Annotated in this window: 19 protein-coding genes; 11 read left to right on the plus strand and 8 right to left on the minus strand. The window is 69.8% G+C overall.

The genetic code is table 11. The features are described 5' to 3' along the window. Positions 1-14: 14 nt before the first annotated feature. The 6 genes from ACH47Z_RS22985 (at position 15) to ACH47Z_RS23010 (ending at position 6,506) form a co-directional block, all read left to right on the plus strand. Positions 15-914: an oxidoreductase gene (locus tag ACH47Z_RS22985; RefSeq protein ID WP_399076489.1), complete on the plus strand. Its 900-nt coding sequence runs from the start codon at positions 15-17 to the stop codon at positions 912-914. A gap of 93 nt (positions 915-1,007) precedes the next feature. Then, complete coding sequence (locus tag ACH47Z_RS22990) at positions 1,008-1,403, plus strand: hypothetical protein (RefSeq protein ID WP_399076491.1); 396 nt, start codon at positions 1,008-1,010, stop codon at positions 1,401-1,403. 616 nt (positions 1,404-2,019) lie between these two features. Further along, positions 2,020-2,790, plus strand: a complete 771-nt coding sequence (locus ACH47Z_RS22995) for a trypsin-like serine peptidase (protein WP_399076493.1) — start codon at positions 2,020-2,022, stop codon at positions 2,788-2,790. A 21-nt stretch (positions 2,791-2,811) separates the two neighbouring features. Then, positions 2,812-4,527 (plus strand): serine/threonine-protein kinase, encoded by a 1,716-nt coding sequence (locus ACH47Z_RS23000; RefSeq protein WP_399076495.1) that lies wholly within the window; start codon positions 2,812-2,814, stop codon positions 4,525-4,527. Between the two features lie 102 nt (positions 4,528-4,629). After that, on the plus strand, positions 4,630-5,586 hold the full coding sequence (locus ACH47Z_RS23005) for an NlpC/P60 family protein (protein WP_399077024.1): 957 nt from the start codon (positions 4,630-4,632) through the stop codon (positions 5,584-5,586). Between the two features lie 215 nt (positions 5,587-5,801). Then, positions 5,802-6,506 carry a phosphatase PAP2 family protein gene (locus ACH47Z_RS23010; protein ID WP_399076497.1) on the plus strand — a complete coding sequence of 235 codons (705 nt, stop codon included), beginning with the start codon at positions 5,802-5,804 and terminating at the stop codon, positions 6,504-6,506. Positions 6,507-6,535: 29 nt separating this feature from the next. Here the strand turns inward: ACH47Z_RS23010 and ACH47Z_RS23015 are convergent, their stop codons facing one another. Further along, entirely contained in the window at positions 6,536-8,092 is a 1,557-nt protein-coding gene (locus ACH47Z_RS23015; protein WP_399076499.1) for an FAD-binding oxidoreductase, read from the minus strand. A 410-nt stretch (positions 8,093-8,502) separates the two neighbouring features. On the opposite strand from ACH47Z_RS23015, the gene pstS reads away from it, so the two are divergent. The 4 genes from pstS (at position 8,503) to pstB (ending at position 12,637) form a co-directional block, all read left to right on the plus strand. Further along, on the plus strand, positions 8,503-9,639 hold the full coding sequence (gene pstS, locus ACH47Z_RS23020) for a phosphate ABC transporter substrate-binding protein PstS (protein WP_399076501.1): 1,137 nt from the start codon (positions 8,503-8,505) through the stop codon (positions 9,637-9,639). Positions 9,640-9,755: 116 nt separating this feature from the next. Then, positions 9,756-10,763 carry a phosphate ABC transporter permease subunit PstC gene (pstC, locus tag ACH47Z_RS23025; protein WP_399076503.1) on the plus strand — a complete coding sequence of 336 codons (1,008 nt, stop codon included), beginning with the start codon at positions 9,756-9,758 and terminating at the stop codon, positions 10,761-10,763. After that, positions 10,760-11,821: a phosphate ABC transporter permease PstA gene (gene pstA / locus ACH47Z_RS23030; RefSeq protein WP_399076505.1), complete on the plus strand. Its 1,062-nt coding sequence runs from the start codon at positions 10,760-10,762 to the stop codon at positions 11,819-11,821. Before pstC ends, pstA begins: the two co-directional genes overlap by 4 nt. A gap of 39 nt (positions 11,822-11,860) precedes the next feature. Then, positions 11,861-12,637, plus strand: a complete 777-nt coding sequence (gene pstB / locus ACH47Z_RS23035; RefSeq protein WP_399076507.1) for a phosphate ABC transporter ATP-binding protein PstB — start codon at positions 11,861-11,863, stop codon at positions 12,635-12,637. Positions 12,638-13,078: 441 nt separating this feature from the next. On the opposite strand, the gene ACH47Z_RS23040 is transcribed toward pstB, so the two are convergent. Beyond that, the gene (locus tag ACH47Z_RS23040) at positions 13,079-14,077 is read right to left on the minus strand and encodes an anion permease (RefSeq protein ID WP_399076509.1); all 999 of its coding nucleotides are present in this window, start codon (positions 14,075-14,077) and stop codon (positions 13,079-13,081) included. Positions 14,078-14,084: 7 nt separating this feature from the next. After that, positions 14,085-14,705: a DUF47 family protein gene (locus ACH47Z_RS23045; RefSeq protein WP_365718149.1), complete on the minus strand. Its 621-nt coding sequence runs from the start codon at positions 14,703-14,705 to the stop codon at positions 14,085-14,087. Positions 14,706-14,911: 206 nt separating this feature from the next. On the opposite strand from ACH47Z_RS23045, the gene ACH47Z_RS23050 reads away from it, so the two are divergent. After that, entirely contained in the window at positions 14,912-15,217 is a 306-nt protein-coding gene (locus tag ACH47Z_RS23050; RefSeq protein WP_208900074.1) for a metal-sensitive transcriptional regulator, read from the plus strand. A gap of 12 nt (positions 15,218-15,229) precedes the next feature. On the opposite strand, the gene ACH47Z_RS23055 is transcribed toward ACH47Z_RS23050, so the two are convergent. From ACH47Z_RS23055 to ACH47Z_RS23075, 5 genes are all read right to left on the minus strand, one after another. Further along, complete coding sequence (locus ACH47Z_RS23055) at positions 15,230-15,388, minus strand: hypothetical protein (protein WP_399077048.1); 159 nt, start codon at positions 15,386-15,388, stop codon at positions 15,230-15,232. 110 nt (positions 15,389-15,498) lie between these two features. Continuing rightward, positions 15,499-16,371, minus strand: a complete 873-nt coding sequence (locus tag ACH47Z_RS23060; protein WP_399076512.1) for a hypothetical protein — start codon at positions 16,369-16,371, stop codon at positions 15,499-15,501. A gap of 310 nt (positions 16,372-16,681) precedes the next feature. Then, positions 16,682-17,092: an NUDIX hydrolase gene (locus ACH47Z_RS23065; protein WP_399076514.1), complete on the minus strand. Its 411-nt coding sequence runs from the start codon at positions 17,090-17,092 to the stop codon at positions 16,682-16,684. A gap of 11 nt (positions 17,093-17,103) precedes the next feature. Next, on the minus strand, positions 17,104-18,246 hold the full coding sequence (locus tag ACH47Z_RS23070; protein ID WP_399076516.1) for a CHAD domain-containing protein: 1,143 nt from the start codon (positions 18,244-18,246) through the stop codon (positions 17,104-17,106). Beyond that, positions 18,227-20,638 (minus strand): RNA degradosome polyphosphate kinase, encoded by a 2,412-nt coding sequence (locus ACH47Z_RS23075; RefSeq protein WP_399076518.1) that lies wholly within the window; start codon positions 20,636-20,638, stop codon positions 18,227-18,229. Before ACH47Z_RS23075 ends, ACH47Z_RS23070 begins: the two co-directional genes overlap by 20 nt. Between the last annotated feature and the right edge of the window lie 119 nt (positions 20,639-20,757).

Here is a 20,757-nt window from a genome sequence, read left to right on the forward strand (position 1 = left end):
CCTACATTCGGGGTATGGCTGATACGAAATGGAAAGTGACCGACCTCCCCGACTTCACCGGCCGTACCGCGGTGATCACCGGCGCCAACAGCGGCCTCGGCCTCGTGACCGCCGAGGCGCTGGCGGGGGCCGGCGCGCATGTGGTGTTCGCGGTACGGGATCTGGAGCGGGGCGGTGCCGCGGCGGCGCGGGTCGGGGGCAGTACGGAGGTACGTCGCCTCGACCTGGCGGATCTGGACTCGGTAAGGGAGTTCGCCGCCGGCTGGGACCGCCCACTGGACCTGCTGATCAACAACGCGGGCGTGATGATGCTGCCGGAGCAGCGGACGAAGCAGGGCTTCGAGATGCAGTTCGGCACGAACCACCTCGGGCACTTCGCGCTGACGAACCTGCTGCTTCCGTACGTCACGGACCGGGTGGTGACGGTCGCCTCCGGCGTCCACCGCTTCGGCGACCAGGCGATCCACTTCGAGGACGTGAACCTGCGCGGCCGCTACACCCCGACCCGCGCCTACGCCCAGTCCAAGCTGGCGAACCTCCTGTTCACCCTGGAACTCCAGCGCCGCCTCACCGAGGCCGGCTCCCCGGTCCGCGCACTGGCCGCCCACCCCGGCTGGGCCGCCACCAACCTCCAGAGCCACCACGGGAACCCCCTGATGAGGGGCGCCCTGACGATCGGCAACAAGCTCTTCGCCCAGTCCGACAGGGCCGGTGCCCTACCCACCCTGTTCGCCGCGAGTCAGGACCTGCCCGGAGCGGCGTACGTCGGCCCCGACGGACTCGGTGAGATGCGCGGCGCGCCGACGCTGGTCAGTCGCAGCGCGGCGGCCAGTGATCCGGGGGCGGCGCGGAGGCTGTGGGTGCTGTCGGAGGAGATGACGGGGGTGGGGTGGGGGCTGAAGCCGGTGGGGTGAGCGTGGGGTGCGCTTCGACGAGGACTGGAGTACGGGCAGGTGGGCTAGATTCGTGGCCGTCTCCGCACGACCCCACTGCCTGAGGAACCACCCGTGTCCCACATACCGCCCCTGGGCGGCTCGAACGCCTCGTACACCTCGGCGCAGATACGACGCAACCGCCTGATCTTCCTCGGTCTGGTCCTTGTCATCGCGGGCATGGTGACGTTCTGGGCCCTGGGCCCGTACGACACGAAGGACCAGTCCGCGACGCTCAAGGCCGGTGACTGCTTCCAGAACATCGGAACGGCCAAGGAAGCGAAGGCCAAGAAGCTCGACTGCACCGACCCGCATGCCGACTACAAGGTCCTGAAGATGGACAAGGGCAGCGTCGTCGACACCTTCTCGTGCTCCGACGTCCCGGGCACGACCGGCTCGCTCACTCAGTCGGACCCCGGAAACTGGTTCGTCGTCTGCTTCAAGGGCAACGACGAGAAGGGCGAGAAGTAGCCGGGCGCACTCCGATGAACGGGGGAAGACAGGTGCAGAACGAGCGACGCCGCCCTGATCCGGCGGATCTCGCCGTGGCCGGATGCGGATGGCTGCTCATGCTTCCTCTGCGCGCGCCGGAGGCTGCGCCGCTGACAGGGTTCTCCGTTCCCCGACCGAATCACCCTGTGACGAAGTGGTCGAACTCGCCTGCCCGTACGCCGAGCACGAAGGTGACCGTCTGGGACACCGACCCCCGCGTCCCGGCCGGCTTCGCCGCCGGCGCCGTACCCGTGGCCGTACCAGAGGGCGCGGAGAGGGGGCGCGGACTGCGCCTCGTGCGGGCCTGTGCCGAGTCCTGGGGTGTCTCCGTGCTGCGGGAGCCGGGTGCGTCCAGGGGCGGGAAGGTGTTGTGGGCGGAATGTCAGAGTCGTGGCGCACCGTAATCGTGCCTGTTCATCAGGTCGTCTTCGGTGGGTCTCTTCCGTAGATGACCTTCTGGCCTTACTTTCGTCGGTGGCTCACCGCACGTCCGCACGGCCGTTCGGGTCTGCGGTGCGCCCCAATGGGGTTTCACAGGAAAAACTCAGTGAAGTCTCAGCGGGTTTCTCACGTTCGCACGGCAGAGTGGGGGCTGATGAAGCGCATCACACGCATCTCCGTCCACTCGCGTCCCGCGTTGCTCGGGGCGGTGGTGCTGCTCGCCCTGACCTCGGCGTCCGTGGCGGCCGCCGATGACGGGCCGGGGCCGCTCGGGGTCACCGCCGATGTCGCCGCGACCCGGCAGACGGCGCGGGTCGGTGCGCTCTTCAGCACGGACCGGGCCGCTGATCTCAAGGGTGGCCACTACTGTACGGCGTCGGTCGTGCACAGCCCGGGGCACGATCTCATCGTCACGGCGGCGCACTGCGTGGCCGGCGCCGACGACGGTGGTCTGCTCTTCGTGCCGGGCTACCGGGACGGGAAGGCGCCGTACGGGGTGTGGAAGGTGGGCAAGCGGTACCTGCCCGACGGGTGGGCCAAGGACCAGGACGAGGACAGCGACCTGGCCTTTGTCGTCGTCGAGGACCTGAACGGGCGGAAGCTGGAGGACGTGCTCGGGGGCAACCGCTTCACGGCCGGTACGGACACCGGCGCCACCGCCGTGACCGTCATCGGCTATCCCAGCTCCCGCGAGGTGCCGATCCGCTGCACCAACAAGCCGACCGCGCACAGCAGCACCCAGCAGCGCATCGACTGCCCGGCCTTCACCGCCGGTACCAGTGGCAGCCCCTGGATCAACGGCGACGGCCAGGTCGTCGGCGTCCTCGGCGGCCATGAGGAGGGCGGCGACACGGACGACGTGTCGTACAGCGTGGTGCTGGGGAGACAGGCGGCGGAGCTGTACAAGGACGCCACAGCTAACTGATCTTCATGGCAGGGTGTGTCCGTGGACGCACTCAAGCCGCAGGACCCGGCACACATAGGCACCCATACGCTGCTCGCCCGGCTCGGGGCGGGCGGGATGGGGCAGGTGTACCTCGGGCGCTCTCCTGGGGGTCGGCTGGTCGCCATCAAGGTGATCCGGGACGAGATCACCGGCCATCCCGAGGCCCTGGCGCGCTTCCGGCGCGAGGTGGAGACGGCGCGTGCGGTGCGCAGTGCCTATACGGCGAACCTGATCGACGCCTCGCTGGACGTGGCCCCCTACTGGCTGGCCACGGAGTACGTCACCGGCCCCACCCTCGCCCAGGCGGTCGCCGAACGGGGGCCCCTGCCCGTCGAGACCTGCCGCAGCCTCTTCGCCGCCCTCGCCGAGGGCCTTGCGGCCGTCCACGAACACGGGGTCACGCATCGGGATCTGAAGCCGCAGAACGTCATCCTCGCCGCCCAGGGCCCCCAGCTCATCGACTTCGGCATCGCCCGTACGGCGGACCAGACCGCCCTCACCGACGCCGGGTTCGCGCCCGGCACGCCCGGCTTCACCGCCCCCGAGGTACTGATGCGCAACCAGGTCGGCCCGCCGGCCGACGTGTTCGCCCTCGGCGCCACCCTCGCCTACGCGGCGACCGGCCGTGCGCCCTTCGGTTCCGGTGACCCCAACGGCGTCAGCTACCGCGCCGTCCACGAACCCATCGACCTGGCGGGCGTCGAACCGGAACTGGCCGCCCTGATCGAGGCCTGCGCGGCCAAGGACCCCGCCGCCCGGCCGGGACTCGCGGAGGTGATCGCCCGGTGTGGGGTGCGGTCCGCACTCGTGGAGGATCCGTTCTACGCCGGCCTCGCCGCGCTGGGCGAGGCCGCGCCGCAGACCCCGCCGACGTCGATGCCGATTCCGCAGCCGGTGGCGTCGCCCGTAGGGCCGCACGACCTGCCCACGGTGGGGCCCGCGTACGGCGGTCACGGCTACACGCCCACCCAGCTGGGCCAGCCCGCCCGCCGTCGGAGCAAGCGGTGGATGGTCGCCGTGGCGGTGGGACTCGTGGTGGGGATCGGAGCGGCCACCGCGGTGGTGCTCGCCCAGCGGGGTGACGGCAAGGACACCGCTGGGGGCCGGGCTTCCACGAGCGCGTCGGGCAAGGCGTCCAGCCCGCAGGCGACGGCGTCCAAGACGGCCACCGGCACGGGCGGCGCGCCCGCCCACGCGCTTGACAACATCGACCGCCAGTACTGGAAGTCGTCGACGGGACAGTGCCAGCTGCCGGACGCGGAGCTGGCGCCCAAGGATTTCTTGTCCTCCATGTCCGACCCCGACGACCCCGGCAATCGCGCGGAGCGCCCGGTCTTCGAGCACAAGGTGCGGATCGGGTTCTGGCACAACAGCTACTCCGGGCACCCCGGGATCCACGGCCCGTACTACGTGACCGTCAGCGTGAAACCGCCGCACGGCATCGATCCGAGCACTGGAAAGCCTGTCGCCGGAGTGCTCTCGCAGAGCGCGACGCTGGGCTACACCAGCAAGCCCATCGACCTCTACGGCGGTGACGCGTCCGCCTGGACGTACCTCACCTACCCGGACGACTTCCGTACCTGGTTGGACGGGAAGAAGTCCTTGCCCGCCATCCCGGTCGGCAACGATCCCGGCGACTGGACGGTGCAGTGGTTCCACATCCGCACGCCCAGCGACTACACCAGCATCATGTGCCAGGGCTTCACTGTGAAATGACGCCACATCACGCAGAAAGTGCCTTGAACCGACCCGGCATGGGGGAAAGTTGAACCCGTGCGGAAGGTATGGGTGATCGGTGGGGCGGCCGTCGGGCTCGGCATGGGCTTCGTCATGCTGCTCGTCGTCGGGGTCTACGTCGTCGCCGGGAACCTCGTGGGCGGCGTGGTCTCGGGAGGCCGGGCGTTGGCCAAGGGGGCTGTGCCGGCCGCTTACCAGGGGCTCGTGCAGAAGTGGGGCAACCTGTGCCCGGAGCTGAGCCCGGCGCTGCTCGCCGCGCAGCTGTACCAGGAGAGCGGCTGGAATCCGAAAATCGTCAGCTCGGCCAACGCGCAGGGTATCGCGCAGTTCATCCCCGGCACGTGGGCCATCTACGGCCTCGATGCCAACGGGGACGGCAAGCGGGACGTCTGGGATCCCAACGACGCGATTCCGTCGGCCGCTTCGTACGACTGCCAGCTGGCGAAGGACGTGAAGCACGTGCCGGGCAACGTCTCCGACAACATGCTCGCCGCCTACAACGCCGGTGCCTACCGGGTGATAAAGGCCGGCGGGGTGCCGGGCATCAGCGAGACGCAGAACTACGTCCAGCGGATCAACAGCCTGGCCAAGAGCTTCGCCGCGCCCGTCAGCCGGATCGACCCCACCCAACAAGCCGCCGGCGCAATCGACTTCGCGCAGAAGAAGCTCGGGACGCCGTATCTGTGGGGTGGGGAGGGGACCGCTGAGCAGGGTGGGCGGTTCGACTGTTCGGGGCTGACGCAGGCCGCGTACGCGAGTGTCGGGATCACGTTGCCGCGGGTGGCCAACGATCAGTACAACGCCGGGCCGCATCCGTCCCGGGATCAGTTGCTTCCCGGTGACCTCGTGTTCTTCTCCACCGACCTCAGCGACTCGCGGGCCATCCATCACGTGGGGATCTACGTGGGGGGCGGGTACATGATCGACGCGCCGAGGACCGGTGCCGTGATCCGGTTCGATCCCATCGACAGCCCTGATTACTTCGGTGCCACCCGCGTCACCGAAGATGGCGCAAAAGCGCTCCCCACGGCGGTGTGAGACGGTGTCAACTGAGCGTGAACCAACCCCCTGAGCTGCGGTGATGAGTCTCTCTTCGATAACGTCTGAGTGATCATTCAGTGGAGAGTGGAACGTATTCATGAGGGGTGTGCGTTCCTGTTGACGTAGCCGAGCGGAAGCGGATCTACGAACCACGGGGGTAGGAGCGGCGCACACGAGGTGCGTCCGGCAGACGACGAAGGGGCCGCAGCACCATGGCTGTACTCGCCGAATCCGGATCGAACCCCGACGTCGGCCTGCTCTACGACATCAACGGCCTGGCCGCCGACGCTCCGCACTGGTTCGACCGCGTCATGGAGTTCGTCGGCGAGTACGGGCTGCTGCTCGCCATGTCCCTGCTCGTCCTGTGGTGCTGGTCGTCCGTGCGGCGCCGGGGCGGTGAGGACGCCGCGTCCTCCGTCGCCGCGCTGGTGTGGGCACCGATCGCGGCCGCCATCGCCGTACTCGTCAACATCCCCATCCGAGGGTTCGTGCAGCGGCCCCGGCCCTTCGTCGATCACCAGGGACTCGACGTCCTCGTCTCCGGCAAGACCGACTTCTCCTTCGTCAGCGACCACGCCACCATCACCATGGCGCTGGGGGTGGGCCTTTTCGTCGCCAACCGCCGCTTCGGGATCGCCGGGATCGCGCTCGCGCTGCTCGAGGGCTTCTGCCGGGTCTTCATGGGCGTGCACTACCCGACGGACGTCGTCGGCGGCTTCGCCCTCGGCACTGCCGTCGCCCTGCTCCTCTCCCCGGCGGCCATGGCCCTGCTCACCCCGCTGATGCGGGCGGTGGAGCGGTCGCCGCGGGCGGGGTGGATCGTACGGCGGCGGTCCGCGGCGGGTGGGCAGCAGGATGCCTTGCTGCCCAGCGCCCGTGCGTCCGTGGAGAACGAGGAGCGGGACCTGGCCGCGTAGCGGGTACCAGCCACGTCCCGCTCGGTGCCCTACAGCCCCTGCGCGTACGAGAAGAACCTCGCCGGGTCGTACTGCTTCTTCACCTTCCCCAGCCGGGTCACCGCGTCCCCGTAGTACGCCTTGCGCCAGTTGCTCAGCGTCGGGTCGGTGTAGTTCTGGTAGGCGGCGCCGGAGGCGTACGGCTGCATGGCCCCGTGGGCCGACGTCAGCCAGGACTGTGCCGTACCGCCGGAAGCCCCCGCGCCCCAGGACGCGATGTACTGCGCCAGCATGCGCGAGCGGCGGTGGACGAAGGCCGTTGCCGTCGGTGAGACACGGTTCACCGCGCCGCCGAGGGCCGTGAAGGCGATGCTGCCCGCGCCGCCGCGCACCGAGGCGATCTGCCGCAGCACCGTCTGGATGCCCGCCGCCGACAGGGAGCGGTCGAAGAAGTCGGACCGGGCCGCGTACGTCTCCCGGCTGAGCCCGCCCTGCGGGGAGCGGCCGGGGGTCGAGCCGGGCAGGTGGCACTGTGCGTCCGTCGCGAACGAGGAGCAGCCCGCGTAGGCCTCCATCGCCTCCTCGTAGCCCTTGCGGCGCAGCGTCACGGACGAGGCGTTGGCGCCCGCCTGGTGGGCGAGGCGGTCGACGGCGTTCTGGAGTTCGCCGTACGTTCCCATCGAGAAGCAGGCCACCGAGATCGACGGGGTGCGGCCCGGGGAGCACTCCAGGTGCAGCGACGACCAGATCTCGTCCGGCTGGGTCGGGCCCCACTCCTGCCAGGCCTTGAGGACCGCCGCCGCCTTCGACCACGGCCAGGTCAGGTACGCCGTCACCGCTTGCGGGGCCGCGTGCGTCCTGAACTGCAGCTCGGTGACCACGCCGAAGTTGCCGTTGCCCGCGCCGCGCAGCGCCCAGAAGAGGTCCGCGTGATCCTTCGCGTTCGCCGTGACCTGCCTGCCGTCCGCCGTGATCAGCGTCGCCTGGGTGAGGCTGTCGCAGGTCAGGCCGTACGCGCGGGACGCGACGCCGTGGCCGCCGCCCAGCACCAGGCCGGAGACCCCGACGGAGGGGCAGGAGCCCGCGGGTATCGTCACGCCCTTCGCGGCCAGCGCCCGGTAGACGTCGATCAGCTTGGAGCCGGCGCCGACGACCGCCTGTCCGCCGCTGACCCGGATGCGGTTCAGCCGGGAGACGTCGAGGATGAGGCGGTTGTCGCCGGAGGAGTAGCCGGCGTAGGAGTGGCCACCGTTGCGTATGGACACCTTCAGGGCGTGTGCCCGGGCGTAGGAGAGCGTGGTGCGTATGTCGTCGGCGTGGGCGACGTAGGCGACCGCGGCGGGCTTCAGGGTGTCGAAGCGGGTGTTGTAGAGCTGGTGCGCCGTCTTCCAGGCCGCGTCGCCGGGGCGGACCAGGGTGCCGTCCAGGTCACGGGCGAGGGCCGTCCAGTTGGCGGCGGCACCGGCACTGGCGGACTTTGCGGACATAAGGGACGATTTGCCCGTGCCTGTCGTCGTGGCCGATGTGCCCGCGCCGCTGCCGCACCCCGAGAGTGCGGTCGCGGCGAGCGCGGCCGTGCCACCCGCGATGAACGTGCGCCGTTCCATGCCCATGGTCGTCTGTCGCCTTTCCCCGGTTCCCCTGGATCCCCCGGGCCTGCTTGGCCCTTCCTGGGGTGAGACGGCGCCTTGGGCGGGAAAGTTCGTCACAGTTCGCACACAGCGGTTCGTGACCGTTCACGCACAGGGATACGAACGCCGAAGACGTGTGGGCGTAACCCTGCCGTCGCCCGCCGCCCGGAACCTGAGTGTGCCCTCCCTGTAAGCATTCCGTGACCTAACCAGGCCGACGGCAGGGGTTCACCCCCCGTTCACTTCCGGCCATCGGCGGCTTCACCTGTTCTGCCTAATTTCGGCCGTACCCGGTGCGGAGTGCGGCCATCAGTGCGCTCACGCATCTGACGAGACTGACTTCGCACGCCGCCGACCGCGGCGGCTCCTGGAAGGAACTCCCGAAAGTGAAGCTTCAGCGCAAGAACCGGCTGCGCGCCGTCTCCCTCGGTGCTCTCGCCGTCTCCGGCGCCCTGGCCCTGACGGCGTGCGGCTCCGACGACAACGGTGGCGGTTCGAAGGCCTCGGGTGGCCCCTCGACGTCCACCAACGCCTCCGCCATCAAGTGCGACGGCGCCAAGGGCCAGCTGCTGTCCGACGGCTCTTCCGCGCAGAAGAACGCCATCCAGGCCTGGGTCAAGAACTTCTCGCAGGCCTGTGGCGTGCAGATCAACTACAAGGCCGGCGGTTCCGGCGCCGGTGTGACCGCGTTCACCCAGGGCCAGATCCCGTGGGCCGGTTCCGACTCCGCGCTGAAGCCCGACGCCGTCGCCGCCTCCAAGAAGGTCTGCTCCAGCGGCGGCCAGGGCATCGACCTGCCGATGCTCGGCGGCCCGATCGCCGTCGGTTACAACGTGAACGGCGTGGACAACCTGGTCCTGGACGCCCCGACCATCGCCAAGATCTTCGACGGCAAGATCACGAACTGGAACGACGCCGCGATCAAGAAGCTGAACCCCTCGGCGAAGCTTCCCGACCTGAAGATCCAGGCCTTCCACCGTTCGGACGACTCCGGTACGACGGACAACTTCACCAAGTACCTGAAGGCCGCCACCCCGGAGAACTGGAAGTACTCGGGCGGCAAGACCTGGCAGGCGTCCGGCGGTCAGTCCGCCGCCCAGTCCTCCGGTGTGGCCCAGCAGGTCAAGCAGACCAACGGCGCCATCGGCTACTTCGAGCTGTCCTACGTCGGTGACGGCATCAAGGCGGCCAGCGTCAGCACCGGTGCCGCCCAGCCGGTCGCCCCGAGCTCCGACAGCGCCACCAAGGCCATCGCGGACGCCAAGATCGTCGGCACCGGCAGCGACCTGTCGCTGAAGCTGAACTACAACACCAAGGCCGACGGCGCGTACCCGATCACCCTGGTGACCTACGAGATCGTCTGCGACAAGGGCAACAAGGCCGACACCCTGCCCACCGTCAAGTCCTTCCTCAACTACATCGCGTCCGAGGACGGCCAGAAGATCCTGAGCGGCATCAGCTACGCGCCGATGCCCGACGAGATCATCGGCAAGGTCCGCACCACCATCGCGGGCCTCAGCTGACCTGATCCGAGAGTGCGGCCCGGTGCCTGCAGGGGCTGGGCCGCACCGTCCGGTGCACCGCCGCCACGAGCCGCACCACCTCACCCGGTGCGCGGCTCCGCAGACCGGAGAACCTGATGGACATATCGACCAAGACAACTGACGCATCTCCCCCCACCCCCCAGCCGGCCGAGACCGGGCACCGGCGCGCCCCGCGCGGCGCGACCCGCCCCGGTGACCGCATCTTCCTCGGCCTGTCCCGTGGCTCGGGCATCCTGCTGCTGGTGATCATGGCCGCGATCGCGGTCTTCCTCACCTACCGCGCGTCCCTCGCGATCAGCAAGGACCACGCGAACTTCCTGACCACGTTCGAGTGGAACACCAACGTCATCCCGCCGTCGTTCGGCATCGCGGTCCTGGCCTTCGGCACGGTGGTCTCCTCGATCATCGCCATGGTGCTGGCCGTGCCGGTCGCGGTCGCGATCGCGCTGTTCCTCACGCACTACGCCCCGCGCAGGCTGAGCGGTCCGGTCGCCTACGTGATCGACCTGCTCGCCGCCGTGCCGTCCATCGTCTACGGCCTGTGGGGCGCCCTGATCCTCGTACCGCACATGAACGGTCTGTTCGGCTGGCTGAACGACTACCTCGGCTGGACCGGGATCTTCTCCTGGCAGGGCGGTGCCCCCCGCTCCCTGCTCACCGTGGGCATCCTGCTCGCGATCATGATCCTGCCGATCATCACCAACGTGAGCCGCGAGGTCTTCCGCCAGGTCCCGCAGATGCACGAGGAGGCCGCGCTGGCCCTCGGCGCCACGCGCTGGGAAGTGATCCGCATGGCGGTCCTCCCCTTCGGCCGCTCCGGCGTGATCTCCGCCTCCATGCTCGGCCTCGGCCGCGCCCTCGGCGAGACGATAGCCGTCGCCACCGTGCTCTCCCCGACCTTCGACATCCAGACCAGCCTGCTCGACCCGGGCGGCGGCACCTTCGCCCAGAACATCGCCAGCAAGTTCGGCGAGGCCACGCAGGACGGCCGTGACGCGCTCATCGCCTCCGGTCTGGTCCTGTTCGTCATCACCCTGCTGGTCAACGGCGCGGCCCGCGCGATCATCGCCCGCCGCAAGGAGTACTCGGGGGCCAACGCATGAGCACCGCTCTTGTCACCGACAAGCTGCCCAACAGCCTGCGCAGCGCACGTCTGCCGAAGTGGTCGCCCTGGGCGATCGCCGGCGGCTCCGTCGTGGTCGCCGTGGGCATCGGCCTGGGCGCCGGACTGGACAGCAAGGTCCAGTGGGGTCTGATCGCCGCGATCCTGTTCGTCGTCGGCACCTTCGTCATCTCGACGGTGGTCGAGGGCAAGCGGCAGGCCAAGGACCGCATCGCCACCTCCCTGGTCTGGGTGGCCTTCCTGATCGCGCTCGTCCCGCTGGTGTCGCTGATCTGGACCACCGCCAAGCGCGGTGTGAAGGTCCTCGACCCCTACTTCCTCACGCACTCGATGGGCATCGTCGCCGACACCGACCCGGGCGGCGGCATCTACCACGCCATCATCGGCAGCCTGGAGCAGGTCGGTCTGGCCACCCTGATCGGCGCCCCGATCGGTGTCCTCACCGCGATCTACCTGGTGGAGTACGGCCGTGGCGGCCTCGCCCGCGCGGTCACCTTCTTCGTCGACGTGATGACGGGCATCCCCTCCATCGTCGCGGGTCTGTTCATCCTCAGCCTCATGCTGATGGCCGACCTGCAGCCCTTCGGCTTCGCCGGCTCGCTGGCCCTGGCCATCCTGATGATGCCGGTCGTCGTCCGCTCCACGGAGGAGATGCTCAAGCTCGTACCGAACGAGCTGCGCGAGGCGTCCCTGGCGCTCGGCGTGCCCAAGTGGCGCACCATCCTGAAGGTGGTCCTGCCGACCTCGATCGGCGGCATCACCACGGGCATCATGCTGGCGATCGCCCGTATCGCGGGCGAGACCGCGCCGATCCTGCTGCTGGTGTGGGGCAACGCCTTCATCAACAACAACCCGTTCTCGGGCGCGCAGCAGGCTCTGCCGCTGTACATCTACCAGCAGTACGCGAACAGCTCCGGTTCCCCCGCGGCCTACGACCGCGCCTGGGCCGCTTCGCTCACGCTGATCGCCTCCGTGATGATCCTCAACCTGGTGGCCCGCGGCATCGCCCGCTGGAAGGCCCCGAAGACCGGTCGCTGACGGCGGCCCCCTCAGCGACTGACTGGAAGTGAAGTACTAATGGCCAAGCGAATCGACGTAAGCGGACTGACCGCCTACTACGGCTCCCACAAGGCGATCGAGGACATCTCGATGACCGTCGAGCCGCGCTCGGTGACGGCGTTCATCGGCCCCTCCGGCTGCGGCAAGTCGACGTTCCTGCGCACGCTGAACCGCATGCACGAGGTCACCCCCGGTGGCCGCGTCGAGGGCAAGGTGCTGCTGGACGACGAGGACCTGTACGGCGCCGGCGTCGACCCGGTGTCCGTCCGCCGCGAGGTCGGCATGGTGTTCCAGCGCCCCAACCCCTTCCCGACGATGTCGATCTTCGACAACGTGGCGGCGGGTCTGCGTCTGAACGGCAACTTCAAGAAGTCGGAACTGAGCGACATCGTCGAGAAGTCCCTGAAGGGCGCGAACCTCTGGAACGAGGTCAAGGACCGCCTGAACAAGCCGGGTTCGGGCCTCTCGGGCGGCCAGCAGCAGCGTCTGTGCATCGCGCGGGCGATCGCGGTGGAGCCGAAGGTCTTGCTGATGGACGAGCCCTGCTCGGCCCTTGACCCGATCTCGACGCTCGCCATCGAGGACCTGATCGGCGAGCTGAAGGAGCGCTTCACGATCGTCATCGTGACGCACAACATGCAGCAGGCCGCGCGTGTCTCGGACCGTACGGCGTTCTTCAACCTGGCGGCCGTGGGCCAGCCGGGCCGCCTGATCGAGATCGACGACACCGAGCGGATCTTCTCCAACCCGTCCGTCCAGGCGACGGAGGACTACATCTCCGGCCGCTTCGGCTGACCGGTACCAAGACCCCTCGCGGTGCTGCATGGCGGTGCCACCGCGAGGACGCAGAAGGGCCCGCCCCCGGCTCCCGGGGGCGGGCCCACTGCGTTCGGCCTGGCCACCCCTTTTCGCCCACCCGCCCACCCGACTCGGTCTGCTGGAAGGCCGGCGTGGGTGGCGACTCGGTCGGCCGGGAGGTGTTGGTCACAGGCAGCCTCACGGTGCCGGAACTCACCGCCGAGCAGACCGCCCCGAAGCGTACCTACTACCCGCAGTACGTGGCCTGACGCCCCGCGCTGAGCGGCGCTGATCCGGCCCCCGTCGTCTCCTGCCTCCGTGGGAGATGGCCACGGCCCCGTCTCCTTCTCGGGAGACGGGGCCGCGGCTGGAGGGTGGGGGTGGGAGGGTCGGCTTTTCAGCGGGCCGGGACGGGTGGGCAGGTGGGAAGGGAGCGCATTACAGCGCCGTCAGCTTGACGACCCCGAAGGCCAGCGCAGCGACCGCCGCCGCCGCCGGCATCGTGATGAACCAGCCGAGGACGATGTTCTTGGCCACGCCCCAGCGGACGGCGTTCACGCGCTTCGTCGCGCCGACGCCCATGATCGCCGAGGTGATGACGTGGGTCGTGGAGATCGGCGCCTTGAAGAGGAACGCCGTACCGAACATGATCGACGCGCCGGTGGCCTCCGCGGCGAAGCCCTGCGGCGGGTCAAGCTCGATGATCTTGCGGCCGAGGGTGCGCATGATGCGCCAGCCGCCCGCGTAGGTGCCCAGCGACAGCATCACCGCGGACACGATCTTCACCCACACCGGGATCGGATCGCCGAACGTCTCGTGGCCGGAGATCACCAGGGCCATCACGACCACACCCATGGTCTTCTGCGCGTCCTGGAGACCGTGGCCCAGCGCCATCCCGGCAGCCGAAACCGTCTGCGCTATGCGGAAGCCCCGCTTGGCCTTGTGCGGGTTGGCGCGGCGGAAGATCCACATGATGGCCAGCATGACCAGGTAGCCGACGACCAGGCCGACCATCGGGGACAGGAACATCGGGATGATGATCTTGTCCAGCACCCCGTTCCAGTGCACCGCCGTACCGCCCGCCAGGGCCGCTCCCACCAGGCCGCCGAACAGCGCGTGGGAGGACGAGGACGGGAGGCCGTAGTACCAGGTCGTCAGGTTCCAGACGATCGCGCCGAGGAGGGCCGCGAAGAGGATGCCCATCCCCGTCCCGCCGGACGGGGTCTCGATCAGGCCTTCGCTGACCGTCTTGGCGACCCCGGTTCCGAAGAACGCGCCGGCCATGTTCATGACCGCCGCCATGGCGAGGGCCGCCCGCGGGGTCAGCGCCCGCGTCGACACGGATGTCGCGATCGCGTTCGCCGAGTCGTGGAAGCCGTTCGTGTACGTGAAGAAGAGCGCGACCAGGATGGTCACGATGAGGGCGAAGGTGTCCATCGACGCCTCAGGACTCCTTGACGGCGATGGTCTCCACCGTGTTCGCCACGTGCTCGAACGCGTCCGCCGCCTCTTCCAGGACGTCCACGATCTGCTTGAGCTTGAGCACCTCGATCGCGTCGTACTTGCCGTTGAAGAGGTGGGCCAGCAGCTTGCGGTGGATCTGGTCCGCCTGGTTCTCCAGACGGTTCACCTCGATCCAGTACTCGGTGAGGTTGTCCAGCGTCCGCAGGTTGGGCATGGCCTCGGCCGTCAGCTCGGCCGCCCGCGCCAGGACCTCGATCTGCTGCTCGACGCCCTTCGGCAGTTCCTCGATGTTGTAGAGGACCACCAGGTCGACGGCTTCCTCCATGAAGTCCATGATGTCGTCGAGGGATCCGGCGAGGGAGTAGATGTCCTCGCGGTCGAACGGCGTGATGAACGAGGAGTTCAGCTGGTGGAAGATCGCGTGCGTGGCGTCGTCACCTGCGTGTTCCGCGGCCCGCATACGCTCTGCGATCTCGGCTCGGGCAGGTGCGTCCGCCCCGAGCAGTTCCATCAGGAGTTTCGAGCCCGTGACGATGTTGTCCGCGGATGCGGCGAACATGTCGTAGAAGCTCGTCTCCCTGGGGGTCAGACGAAAGCGCACAAGGGGTCCTCGGGGTGCATCGGTTTCGGTCAGGCTGATGCTAGGCGCATCATCCGGCCACGGCTAATGGGCCGTCCCCCAGTGTCGCCCATCAGGCACAGTGGTCCGCACGGGGGCGTACCAAGGGCCCCATACCCAGCAAAATTCGTTACCATATACCCACCAGGGGTATGTATCCCCAGCTCGTCCCGAGACGGAGGCCTGTGATGACGACGACCGAGGCCGGCGCCACGCACGGCTACCACAAGCAGAAGGACGAGCACCTCAAGCGACTGCGCCGGATCGAGGGGCAGATCCGCGGGCTGCAGCGGATGGTCGACGAGGACACGTACTGCATCGACATACTCACCCAGGTCTCCGCCTCCACCAAGGCGCTCCAGTCCTTCGCGCTCCAGCTGCTGGAGGAGCACCTGCGGCACTGCGTGGCCGACGCGGCCCTCAAGGGCGGTGACGAGATCGACACGAAGGTGGACGAGGCGACGAAGGCGATCGGCCGCCTCCTGCGCTCCTAGGCTGCCGCGCTCCTAGCCCTCGCGCTCTTCCGCGACCCGCAGCACCTCGTCGATGCTCTCCAGGCTGAGCCGGTCCTCGGCGGCCGAGGCCGCGATGATCAGCTCTCCGCACAGCTCGATCTCGGCGAGGGCCACGTGGTCCTGAACCGCCGTGCCGCCGACCGGAGCCACCCGCCTCACCTCTTCTCTGCCGTCACCGACTTCCTAGAGTAGGCAGCGCTCTACACACCGCGCATGGCACGGACGGGCTACTTACGGGGTGGCCCGAAGCAGGACGCGGCCTAGTGCTCGTCCTCCGCGATCCGGCCCGCGTAGATGTCCCGCGGGCGCGGCAGCGTCACGTCGGCAGGGGCGCCGAAGTCGTACAGCAGCGTGGTCGAGGCGACCGCGACGGGCGTCTTCTGCCGGCCGTTGACGAAGCTGAAGCGCTGTCTGAGCTTGCGGATGCGGCCCTGGTCGTCGAGGTAGGCATCGAACAGGACCTCGGCCGTGGCGAACCCTTTCGCCGCCGCTGCCAGGGGCGCCCGGTTGGCGGCGGAGGCAGTGCGGGCCGCGCCGGCCAGGTCCGCGGTGCCCCGGTAGTGCCGTACGGGGGTGCCGCCGACCTCGGTCCGGCCGACGTACGTCGCCGTACGGGTCCCGCGCAGCACCTCGGCCGCCGTGTACGGATCGGTCGCGCCGCCGGTGACCAGGTTGCCGTCGGACACGGTCGCGGTGTCCACCCGCACCCACTTGTCGGCGGGCACGCCCGCGCCCCGGTTCTTCATGAACAGCGCGCCGGGGGCGAGGAGTTCGGTGATGGGCTGGTGCTCGGCGGTGCCGGCCGGGTCCTCGGGCAGGACGACGGTGAGCCGGCCGAGCCGGTGCCGGTAGTCGTAGACCCCCTTGCCGCGGATGGTGACCCGGGTGCCGCCGGTGGCCATCTCCATGGAGGTGGTGGCCTTGGAGCTGCCCGCGCCGGCCAGGGTGTCGGCGGCCCGCCGCAGCAGGGCGACCGGATCGCCCCCGCCCTTGACGTCGTCGGCGGCGGCCCGGCTGTCCGAACAGCCCGTGGCTCCCGCGCCGAGCCCGAGCAGGAGGCCGACCGCGACGACCGTCGTTCCCGCGCGCCTGTGCTGCCGATCTCGCTGTTCCCGCCGATCCCGCCGTTCCATCGCCTGCCTACCCCCAAGCCGGTACGTCCGTCACGGGCCCCCTGTCGTTCCGGTTAACGACGGGTAGGGGGCGCCGTCACGCGCCACCGGGCGCACGGGAGACCGGCCGCGCACTGCGGGATCGCTTCGGGCGCGGGCTGGGTAACGTTGTCGGTGTGGCGCAGCACGAGGGGCCGGAGCGTGTCCGGCAGGGGCAGGACCATCTCACTTCTACGGCGGACCAGGGCCGCTTCTGCGTGGCCCGCTGCAGCTGCGGCTGGAGAGGTCCGGCCCGCCGGGCCCGCAGCCAGGCCCGTACGGACGCGGAGACTCACACCGCCAGTCTGTGAAGGACGTCTTCCACCAGGTCCCGGTCGCGCGGCTGGGTGAGCCGGCTGCGGGCGGCCGCGGGGGAGAGCCACAGGATCCGGTCCACCTCGTCGCTCGGCGTGAAGTGGCCGGAAATCGCCTGTGCCGCCCAGTAACGCACCTGCTTCGGGCGGCCGTTGGCCAGATAGCGCAGGGTCGGCAGCTCGACGCCGGGCTCGGCCGTGTACCCGGTCTCCTCCGCGACCTCGCGCAGGGCACCGGCGAGCGGGTCCTCACCCCGCTTGAGCTTGCCCTTGGGGTGGGACCAGTCGTCGTACTTCGGCCGGTGGACCAGACAGATCTCCAGGTCTCCGGCGACCGGGGAGTGGCGCCACAGCACGCAGCCGGCCGCCTGGACCAAGGTGTCGTTCACACCGCCTCCGTTCAGGGTGCGCTGACGGTCTGCTTCTGCCAGGCCTGCTGGAACGCGAACCTGGACGCCTCCACCTCGTGCCGCTGGTCGGCGTGGAGCACCCCGAGCGCGTACGCCGTCGCCGGCGCGATGCGCGGGGTACGGGCCGCCTGCGCCGCCGCGGCCGCGGCCTCCGAGGCGTCCCGGTGCCGGTTCAGCGCCTGCCCCGACGCCAACAGCCGTACGTCCACGGGCGTGTTGCCGCCGTTCAGCACCTCCTGGCCGTACCGGTGCAGGCGCAGCAGCAGCCGGACCTGGTGCCAGGGGCCGTCCTGGGGGTGCGGGGACGGGTCCGGGGACAGGCCGTGCACCAGGGCCTCCGCGTTGTACGGGTGGCCCGCGGTGACCAGGGGGAGCGCGCCGATGGCCACGGTCAGCCGTTCCTCCGCGGCGGCTGCCAGGGGGCGCAGGTCGGTGCTGGGGGCGGTGCGGGTGAGGGGGACTTCACTGGCGAGTACGGCGACCTTGTCGGCCACGGCGTGAAAGCGCGAGGAGCCCAGGGCTTGCAGGGCCGTGGAGTGGGCGCGGGTCCTTGCCAGGGTCAGCTGGCGTTCGAGCAGGGCGCCTGCCTTGGCCGCGCCCACGGTGAGGTTGCCGCGCTCCGGGGCGGGGCTTGCCGGCCCGCTGGAGCCGAGCGGTGCCGTGGCCGGCGCGGCATCCACGGCCTGGACCGGGAGCACCGCCGTCCCCGACAACCGGTGCAGCGCCAGCAACAGCCGTTCCAGGCGGGCCTCGTACGCGTGCTCAAGCCCCAACGTGCCGGACAGCCACGCCAGTTCGGGGCGCATCTCCTCGGACCAGTCGGGGTCGAGGAGGGGGCGGAAGGTGTGCAGGCTGCCGCTGATGCGGCGGGCCGAGCGGCGCAGCAGGCGTGCCGCGTCGACGGACTCCTGCGCGCCGTTCTCCCCCACGCTCGACTGCTCCCCCACTCTCGACTTCGCTCGGGCGGGGGGACCCCCATGCGCGGGGGGACCCCCACCGTTGCCCCCGGTTTCCCGGTGCAGGCGCAGGGCGCGAAGGAACTCCGTGGCCCGGGCGCGCAGGTAGGCCGCCAGGGCCTCCCCTGTTGCCACGCCCGCCCCGGGGTCCGTCGGGTCAAGGTGTTGCTGTGCCACGCCGGCGCCTCCGGGCGTCTATGAGCATCTCCTGGACGTTGCGCAGGGGCTGTCCGTCCGCATCGGTCGCGTGCCGGGTCCACTCGCCGTCGGGGCCGAGGTGCCAGGAGGCCGTCGTGTCGGACATGCCGGTGTCGAGCATCCGGTTCAGGGCCGCCCGGTGGGCCGGGTCGACGACACGGACCAGGGCCTCGATCCGCCGGTCGAGGTTGCGGTGCATCATGTCGGCGCTGCCGATCCACACCTCGGGCTCCCCGCCGTTGCCGAACGCGAACACCCGCGAGTGTTCGAGGAACCGGCCGAGTATGGAGCGGACGCGGATGTTCTCCGACAGGCCTGGGACGCCGGGGCGGATCGCGCAGATGCCGCGCACCCAGACGTCGACCGGCACGCCCGCCTGCGAGGCCTGGTAGAGGGCGTCGATGACGGCCTCGTCGACCATCGAGTTGACCTTGATGCGGATGAAGGCGGGGCGGCCCGCGCGGTGGTGCTGGGCCTCCTTGTTGATCCGCGCGATCAGGCCGTCCCGCAGCGACTTGGGGGCCACCAGCAGGCGGCGGTAGGTCTCGCGGCGGGAGTAGCCGGACAGCCGGTTGAACAGGTCGGAGAGGTCCGCGCCGACCTGCGGGTCGGCCGTGAGCAGGCCGAGGTCCTCGTACAGGCGGGCGGTCTTCGGGTGGTAGTTGCCCGTGCCGACGTGGCTGTAGCGGCGCAGGGTCTCGCCCTCCTGGCGGACCACCAGGGACAGCTTGCAGTGCGTCTTCAGGCCGACCAGGCCGTAGACGACGTGGCAGCCGGCCTCCTCCAGCTTCTTCGCCCACTTGATGTTGGCGTGCTCGTCGAAGCGGGCCTTGATCTCGACCAGGACGAGGACCTGCTTGCCGGCCTCGGCGGCGTCGATGAGCGCGTTGACGATCGGGGAGTCGCCGGAGGTGCGGTACAGGGTCTGCTTGATCGCGAGGACGTCCGGGTCGTCGGCCGCCTGCTCGATGAAGGCCTGCACGGACGTGGAGAAGGAGTCGTACGGGTGGTGCAGGAGCACGTCCCGCTGGCGCAGGGCGGCGAAGATGTCCGGCGGCGACGCCGACTCGACCTCGGCGAGGTCACGGTGGGTGCCCGCGACGAACTTCGGGTACTTCAGCTCCGGCCGGTCGAGGCCGTGGATGCGGAAGAGGCCGGTGAGGTCCAGCGGGCCGGGCAGCGGGTAGACCTCGGCCTCGCTGATCTTCAGCTCGCGGACCAGCAGGTCGAGCACCTCGCGGTCGATGGACTCCTCGACCTCCAGGCGCACCGGCGGGCCGAAGCGGCGCCGCATGAGCTCCTTCTCCAGGGCCTGGAGCAGGTTCTCGGCGTCGTCCTCCTCGACCTCGAGGTCCTCGTTGCGGGTGAGCCGGAAGGCGTGGTGCTCCAGCACCTCCATGCCCGGGAACAGCTCTTCCAGGTGCGCGGCGATGACGTCCTCGACCGGGACGTACCGGCCGGGGCTGCTCTCCAGGAAGCGGGACAGCAGCGGCGGCACCTTCACGCGCGCGAAGTGCTTGTGGCCGCTGACCGGGTTGCGTACGACGACGGCCAGGTTCAGGGAGAGGCCGGAGATGTACGGGAACGGGTGCGCGGGGTCCACGGCCAGTGGGGTGAGGACCGGGAAGATCTGGTGCCGGAAGAGCGTGAAGAGCCGGGCCTGCTCCTTCTCGGTCAGCTCGTTCCAGCGGACGAGATGTATGCCCTCCTCCGCGAGCGCCGGGGCGACGTCCTCGTGGTAGCAGGCGGCGTGCCGGGCCATGAGCTCGCGCGAGCGGGCCCAGATCATCTCCAGCACCTCGCGCGGCTGGAGTCCGGACGCGGACCGGGTGGCGACCCCGGTGGCGATACGACGCTTCAGACCGGCCACCCGGACCATGAAGAACTCGTCCAGGTTGCTGGCGAAGATCGCGAGGAAGTTCGCGCGCTCCAGCAGCGGTGTGTTCGGGTCCTCGGCCAGCTCCAGGACCCGCTCGTTGAAGGCGAGCCAGCTGCGCTCCCGGTCCAGGAACCGGCCCGTCGGCAGGGTGGTGTCGTCGACCGGTGCCTCCTCGAAGTCGTCGAGGTCGGCGTCGAGGTCGGGGGCCAGGTCGGAGGCGGCTCCGGTGGCGACGGTGCGCGGGCGGTGCGCGGCGAGGGAGCCCACGGGGGGCTGCGTGTTTGAATTGGCGCCGCGGCCCGAAGGGTCTCCACCAGGGGCGGTGGTGGGAGACGGGTGGGCCTCTGCCTGGGTGTCTGACTGGCTCATAAACCCATTCTTCCGCGTCACGGGCATCACGGGCGCGTCGGAACGTGCGGGCGGGAGCGTCACGGCCCCGTTTTCCGCGGGCCCCTCGGGGGGCGGCGAAGGCTCTGGCACGACGGGCTTCATTGGCCGAGGGTCGCAAGCCTGGCTGAATCAATGGTTACGGCGACATGACGTGCGGGATAGCGCGGGGCGGCTCCCGGGGGGAGCGACCGGCCACGACGGGCCCGCGTACGGCGACGGCC

The organism is Streptomyces sp. NPDC020192, assembly GCF_044388685.1.
In the GTDB taxonomy this organism is placed as follows: domain Bacteria; phylum Actinomycetota; class Actinomycetes; order Streptomycetales; family Streptomycetaceae; genus Streptomyces.